Source organism: Streptomyces huiliensis (assembly GCF_020037025.1).
GTDB lineage: Bacteria > Actinomycetota > Actinomycetes > Streptomycetales > Streptomycetaceae > Streptomyces > Streptomyces huiliensis.
The window spans coordinates 1-3,752 of sequence record NZ_JAIQLH010000413.1; the positions used below are offsets into that span (position 1 = coordinate 1).

General features: G+C 73.7%; 4 protein-coding genes. 1 reads left to right on the forward strand and 3 read right to left on the reverse strand.

Annotated features, from left to right (window positions below):
* A partial coding sequence (locus tag JNW98_RS34390; RefSeq protein ID WP_223772216.1) for a DUF4360 domain-containing protein occupies positions 1-154 on the forward strand: 154 nt, incomplete at its 5' end.
* Positions 155-235: 81 nt separating this feature from the next.
* On the opposite strand, the gene uriT is transcribed toward JNW98_RS34390, so the two are convergent.
* From uriT to JNW98_RS34405, 3 genes are all read right to left on the reverse strand, one after another.
* Complete coding sequence (gene uriT / locus JNW98_RS34395; RefSeq protein ID WP_223772213.1) at positions 236-1,687, reverse strand: uridine transporter UriT; 1,452 nt, start codon at positions 1,685-1,687, stop codon at positions 236-238.
* 322 nt (positions 1,688-2,009) lie between these two features.
* Positions 2,010-2,534 (reverse strand): TerD family protein, encoded by a 525-nt coding sequence (locus JNW98_RS34400; RefSeq protein WP_223772214.1) that lies wholly within the window; start codon positions 2,532-2,534, stop codon positions 2,010-2,012.
* A gap of 135 nt (positions 2,535-2,669) precedes the next feature.
* Positions 2,670-3,365, reverse strand: a complete 696-nt coding sequence (locus JNW98_RS34405; protein ID WP_223772215.1) for a molybdopterin-dependent oxidoreductase — start codon at positions 3,363-3,365, stop codon at positions 2,670-2,672.
* Between the last annotated feature and the right edge of the window lie 387 nt (positions 3,366-3,752).

Here is a 3,752-nt window from a genome sequence, read left to right on the forward strand (position 1 = left end):
CGCGATGCGCTACTTCAACATCAACACGGAGCTGCGCGTGGACGCCGGCACCTCGGACACCGCCAAGACCACCAGCTTCCTGATGATGGACTCGACGGACGGCAACATCAGCACCCTCTACCACTTCGCCTGGAAGCAGTGCCCGGCGAAGTGAGTGCCCCGTACGGGGAACGGCCCGCCCGGCGACGGATGGCGTCGCCGGGCGGGCCGGAGAACAGCGGAGGAGCGGGGCGCCTCAGTCGTGCGCCTCGGCCTCCACCGGCTTGGGGATCAGGAACGAGGTCCCGATCGCGGCGGCCAGGATCACCACACCGGCGATCATGCCGGTGACGTACCCGGCGGGCGAGGACGCGTCGGACGGCGCCGTGGCCGTCTTGACGGCGTAGAGCGCGGCGAAGCTCAGCCCCGCGCCGAGGTTGAAGGCGCCCGCGTTCAGGCCGGGCAGGAACCCGGGGTTCTCCTTGGGCGACAGGACGATACCCAGCCCGTTGAGGACGATGTTGGCCACACCCGCGTAGGTGACGCCGACCAGCAGCGAGGTGACCAGCAGGAGGGCCCGCGAGTCGGCCGGCACGGTCACGATCATCAGGACGACGGAGGCCACGGCGCCGACCAGGCCCAGGCGCAGTACCCGGCCGTAGCCGTAGGTGGCGGCGAGCCGTCCGGCCACCGGTCCCATGGCCAGTCCGGCGAGCGCGTACGGGGTGAGGGTCCACCACGCGGACCCGCTGGCGCTCATGCCGAGGCCGGCCTCGGCGTCCTGCGCGAACGCCGGGATCAGGCCGTTCATGACGGCGAACACGCCGGTCATGGTGAGCACGGTGGTGAGCAGGGTGGCCCAGGTGGCGCGCTGCTTCAGGTGGTGGGTGGCGACCAGCGGGTTCGGGGAGCGGTCCTCGGTGCGCCAGAAGAGGGCGAACGCGACCGCGGCCACCACGACAAGCCCGACGACGAGCGTCCAGTTCGCGGCGCCCAGCTTGCCGGCCTCGTTGAGGGCGACGAGCAGCGAGCCGACGGAGACGACGAGCAGGCCGACGCCGGGCCAGTCCATCCGGTGGGCCGACGGGACCCGGGTCTCGGGGGTCATGGTGGCGACCATGACGGTGGCGATGAGCGCGACGACGGCCATCGCCCAGAAGACCGACTGGAAGCCGTGGTGGTCGGCGAGGTAGCCGCCGCCGAGGGAGTCGATGCCGGCGATGCCGCCGTTGACGGCCGTGATCACGCCGAGCAGGGTGCCGTAGCGCTTGGGTTCGGGCACCTCGACACGGAGCATGATCAGGCAGAGCGGCACGGTCGGGCCGGAGGCGCCCTGGATGACTCGGCCCAGGAAGAGCACCGCCACGCTGTTGGCCAGGGCGGCGACGACGCAGCCCACGGCCATCAGGGCGAGCATCCCGACCAGCACCTTGCGGCGGCCGAGGATGTCGCCGAGGCGCGGGAGGAACAGGGAGAACAGGGCCGCCGAGGTGAAGAACGCGGTCTGGGTGAGACCGATCTCCGCGGAGGTGGCACCGAGGCTGTCCTCGATGCTCTTCAGCGCGGGGCTGAGCATGCTCGCGTTCAGCTGGAACGCGATGCAGGCCGTGAGGAGGGCGGTGACCAGGACGGCCACCCGGGTGGTGCGGCCGGCCGGGGCGCCGGTGGTGGCGTCGGCGCCGTGCGGGCCGGTGTGAGAAACGTTCATGCCTCGACGTCTTCGTGGGGGATGCGACGGAGCCCGCCGCCCTGCCGGGCGGCGGCGGAACGGAAGCCTCGGGTGTGCGGCGTCGTTGTCCGCCGTCCGCGGCGCGGGCCGTCCCGCGAACCGGAACGAACCTGGTCACGAACCACCCGTACGTCCAGTCCGTGGCCAAAGGTACCTGTTCCGGGCGGATACCCGGAGTCGACCATTCCGGTCGAGGGCCGGTCGGGGGGCCATCCGGGGCCGGACGGCTCCTCCCGCATCACCCGGCGACGCCCACACCATCACCGTCCGCCACGCCCCTCCCGGGCGGCCCGGGCGTCCGTCAGGCGGAGCCCATGGTCTCCGCGAAGGTCTCCGGGTCGGCGTCGAAGCCGCGCAGGAGCGGGCGGAACGACCACAGCCCGGCGGCGTCGCGGACGAACTCGCCCACGGTGGCCGCGGTGGCCGCGCCGAGGGAGGCGAAGTCCTCCTCGGCCAGCACCTCGTAGCCGGCCACGATCTGCACCCGGGGGGCGGCCACCTGGGCGAAGGAGAGCCGGCCGTCGGTCTGCTGGGCGGCCACGCCGACGACGACCCGCCCGTTGGCCTCGGCCATCCGGAACAGCTCGACGGTCATCACCTCGTCCCAGCCCAGTCCCTTGCCGTCGCGGCTGTCGCGGTTGAGGATGACGGTGCCGTCGGGCGAGCGGCGGCCGAAGTGCACCAGCTGGGCCGGGGCGCCGTGCGGGTCGTCGGCCTTGAAGACGGCGATCACCAGGTCGAGGTCGTGGGGATCGGACCCGTACGGTGCGGGGTCCCACTTCAGCCGCACCTCCGCCTTCTCGATGCCCTTGCCGAAAACGCTCACGCGTCGTCCCTCCCCGCGGTCCGGTGCCTTGTCGCCCCACATGATGGCGTGTCGCGGTGCGGCGCCGGAAGGGGATTCCGGCGGCGTCGCACGCCGGGGGGACGGACGGGTGCCCGGCGCCGGGTCAGGGCTCCCTCAGCACTTCCGGTAGCACCGTCGCATCCACGGCAGCGCCAGCGCCCACAGCCGCCGCCACACCGGCCCCGGCAGGTACCTGCTGCGCTCCTCCCGCGCGACCCGCCCGTACGGGTGCTGGAGCAGCCGGGTGGAGGGGGCGGCGTAGCGGCGGCGGTACTCCAGGGCGACGACGTGCTTGACGCTCTTGTAGCCGTACTCCTCGGGGGCCACCAGCCGCACCGGGGCGCCGTGGGCGGCGGTGAGGGGCGCGCCGTCGAGCCGGTCGGCCAGCAGGACGCCGTCGTCCCGGGCGGCGAGGGGCCGGCAGTCGCGGTAGCCGTCCATGCCGGTGACCAGCAGCCAGCGGGCACGCGGGTGGGGCCGTACGGTCTCGGCGATCAGCCGTTCGACCGCGTGGAAGGGGACGCCCTCCCAGGTCAGGTCCCGTGCGCTCCAGGTCGACACGCAGTGCAGGTCGCCGTGGCGCGTCCGGCGCGGGGCGGCCCGGCGCAGGAGGTCGTCCAGGTCGAACTGGGCCGGGCGGGCCACGTCGCCGCCGACCGCCAGGACCGGCCGCTCGGGGACCTCGACGTGGCGGCCGGCGAACTGCGGCGGCCCGAACCGCTCCAGCGGGGTGACGTGCTGGCCGGGTGGCAGCGGCCGGTCCGGTGCGTGTGCTCCGCCTCGTGGACTCGCAGGGTCTTTGAGGGTCATGCCCTCAGGCTGCCACCGGGGAGGCGGCCGCGCCCTCGGAGCGGCCGGCCGGACCGGCCGTCGGCCTCTTCCGTGCAGACACCTTGTCAATGCAATGTCACATTACTACGTTACGCATCACACAGCGCACGCCCGGCCGTCTCCCCGACGCTCCACGCCTCAGGGGGAGTTCGGCCGCGCGCGCCCATCCCCCCACTCCTGGAGACAACGGTGTCCCGACACAGACCCGTCCGCCGTTCCCTGGCCGCAGGCGCCCTCGCCGTGGCCCTGTTCGGCCCGGCGATCGCTCCGGCCGTCGCCGCGCCGGCCCCGACCGGCGGGCCCGCCCCGGCGGCGGCGAAGCCCGCGCACGAAACGGCCGCCCCGGACCCCGGCCACGACCGGGCC

Excerpts from the sequence above, each read along its gene's own strand:
- uriT (WP_223772213.1), bottom strand. The coding sequence starts at position 1,687 with ATGAACGTTTCTCACACCGGCCCGCACGGCGCCGACGCCACCACCGGC.
- JNW98_RS34405 (WP_223772215.1), bottom strand. The coding sequence starts at position 3,365 with ATGACCCTCAAAGACCCTGCGAGTCCACGAGGCGGAGCACACGCACCG.